Source organism: Endozoicomonas sp. ONNA2 (assembly GCF_024606365.1).
Taxonomy (GTDB): Bacteria; Pseudomonadota; Gammaproteobacteria; order Pseudomonadales; family Endozoicomonadaceae; genus Endozoicomonas.
Genome location: NZ_JAHHPO010000191.1, coordinates 1 through 2,618 on the forward strand (window position 1 = coordinate 1; position 2,618 = coordinate 2,618).

A 2,618-nucleotide genomic window follows, 5' to 3' on the forward strand; every position below is an offset into this window, starting at 1 on the left:
AGAAATTTTTAGCCTCAATTTCTCGCAATCCTCGCTTCGGGGACGCCCAGTCGGGCGCTATGCTCGGACAGCCTCTTGGCGTAGACCACTTGTCGACGAATAAGTTCCAATCTTTGATAAATCACCTTGAGTTTATCCAGTTCCCTGATGAAAACCTGTTGCTGTTCAAGCCTTGGGGAAAGAATAGAAATAAATTTTGAACCATATTGCCAATATGGTATCTAAGAACATAAATGCTGACAGAACATTAAGTAGCTAACCATTAATTTTAAAATCAATCAGTCAAAAAAGAAGCGGGTAGAAACGGTACCCCCCAAACATGATCGAATTGGTATGCCCGATGTATCCATCTATTCCGGTAGCAAACAGAACGCTCTTTGCTCCAGGCCCGGCTTCAAAGAACGTAGATCACAGGGATGAACCAGATAGCTTGAGTACCACCACTGACGCTATCTGTGGGAATAACGCGCCTTCAGGGGAAATTGACAGGCTATCCGTTAGAAAGTGTGAGGTAATAAAACCTGAAGAAACATTCATGTCCAGGGTCAAACGTCATGGCAAACGCTTGCTGTCAAGCGTGCCCGGGGCTCTGTGTATACCACTGAAAGTCTGTACCACTGTATTGCATGCGGGCTTTTTTGCCGGTTATTACGTCACCGTTATGACCATTACCGGTATTGGAGCCCTTACCGGGGCGATAACGGGTGTAGCTTCAGCAATAAGGGCAAGTATCAGATCCTGCCCGGCAGACAGGTCATTCAGGGAGTATTCCGTCAGTTATGCACAAAAAGTATTTAAATGGCTGGCGCTGCCCTATGAGCAACTGCCAGAAAAGGTTAAGGGCTCAATATTTCCGGCGATAGCAAGCATTGTTCTTTTTGTTGTTGAAACCGTGACTATTCCGGGAAAACAAATACCCATCGACGCTTATAAAAGGGTTTGCCACGCCACTTATCAAGCGACCAAACCTTATAAGCCTGTCACTGATATGACCGTAAAACTGTTTAACACCACAAAGCGATGGATTGAGCCTTGAAGCAAGATCAGGTGGGGGCTTTAATTCCACCATTTATGGTTGGGTTTGTCCCACAATAACTTCGTCATTTGGTTAAATCCGGGAAAATGTTGCTGACCGCTTCGCGCAAAAGCACAAGAGGCTGTGGCTCTTCGGGTAGCGGGCAGAGTCTGTATAAATGTTGAAGTTATTCCAGGGCAGTTCCTTAACTACCCTTGTTCCAGTAAACGCCGCAGATCAATAATGGCAGCATTGGCTCGGGAAACATAGTTGGCCATGACCAGAGAGTGGTTAGCCAGCAAGCCAAAGCCGGAACCATTCAGTATCATCGGACTCCACACCATTTCCTGTGTAGCCTCCAGTTCGCGGATAATCTGTCGGACACTGATCGTGGCATTTTTCTTGTCCAGAACGTCCGCAAAGTCCACTTCTACTGCCCTCAAAAGATGTATCAGCGCCCAGGAAGTGCCCCGGGCCTCATAAAATACATCATCAATTTGCGACCAGGGTGTTTTTACATCAACCAAAACCGCACTGTCAGCGGTTTGGCCGGGGTCCCCCGAAAGATCGGTATTCAAACGCGGTTTACCAACACTGGCACTGAGACGCTGGGAAAGGCTGCCAAGGCGCGTTTCTACATCTCCCAGCCAGCGAGTCAGATTATCGGCCCGGGCATAAAATTGAGCCGAGTCATTGGTATCTGACAAACGGGCCATATAGCTTTGCAGCTTATTAATGCCCCGCTCGTATTCCCGCTCACTGGAAGGAAGAATCCAGCTTTTGGCATCAAAATTAAACTGCGGCTCGGCCACCGCAAGGTCCGGATCCTCCCTTGACTGTGACTGGGAACGGCTGAAGTCCTTGCGCAGTGCCCGGGCCATATCACGGACCTGAATCAGAACACCAAGCTCCCAACTTGGCATATTATCCATCAGTACGCCCGGTGGCATGATGTCATTGCGCAGAAAACCACCGGGCTTGTTCAAAAGCGTATCCGCCAGGGTGTGGAGCGTTGCTGTTGTGGTGTAGCCGGTAACCACACTCTGGGCACTATCAGTGGCCAGCTTTTCGGCATTGGCCTTTACTGAAAACAGGCTTGGCTCCTGGCTCCAGTACCAGCCAACAAGAGATAGCAATAGAATCAGAATGCCAATACTGCCGAGCAGGGTTTTACCGTAGATAAAACCCGACATTTCCTGCATAACCGACTGAGAAGCCGATTTAACCTTTTCCAGCGCCATAATTTCCCCGTTCGTCAACCCTCAGACCTTTATCCTGAATATGGCGTTCCAATATGATGGATTCGCTTATCCAGAAGCCTGTCGGACTCAAGACTGTGCTAAGCGGCAATTGCTCCTGCATCCATGCAGTCCTGCGGTTGCGATAAATTGGTCTAAATACGGACGTTCATGTCCGACAGCCTCCTGGCGGCCATTATCCTCTAATAATTGTGGTTGTGCGAGTATCTGTCAGAGCCTCTTGGGGTTTTGTGCAAGCTCAGCTGAGCAAAAGGTTAAGATAGTGCCAGTTTACGAAGAAGCAGTGTCACAGGAGGCTGTCCGAGAATAGCGCCCGACTGGGCGTCCCCGTAGCGAGGATGGCA

At 49.0% G+C, this 2,618-nt stretch carries 3 protein-coding genes; 2 read left to right on the forward strand and 1 reads right to left on the reverse strand.

The annotated features are described in order from the left end of the window. Nucleotides 1-200 (forward strand): hypothetical protein (locus tag KDK14_RS03395; RefSeq protein WP_257263613.1); only part of this gene is annotated, 200 nt, incomplete at its 5' end. Nucleotides 201-430: 230 nt separating this feature from the next. Then, nucleotides 431-1,036: a hypothetical protein gene (locus KDK14_RS03400; protein WP_257263614.1), complete on the forward strand. Its 606-nt coding sequence runs from the start codon at nucleotides 431-433 to the stop codon at nucleotides 1,034-1,036. A 188-nt stretch (nucleotides 1,037-1,224) separates the two neighbouring features. On the opposite strand, the gene KDK14_RS03405 is transcribed toward KDK14_RS03400, so the two are convergent. Next, on the reverse strand, nucleotides 1,225-2,217 hold the full coding sequence (locus KDK14_RS03405) for a DUF2333 family protein (RefSeq protein ID WP_257263615.1): 993 nt from the start codon (nucleotides 2,215-2,217) through the stop codon (nucleotides 1,225-1,227). Between the last annotated feature and the right edge of the window lie 401 nt (nucleotides 2,218-2,618).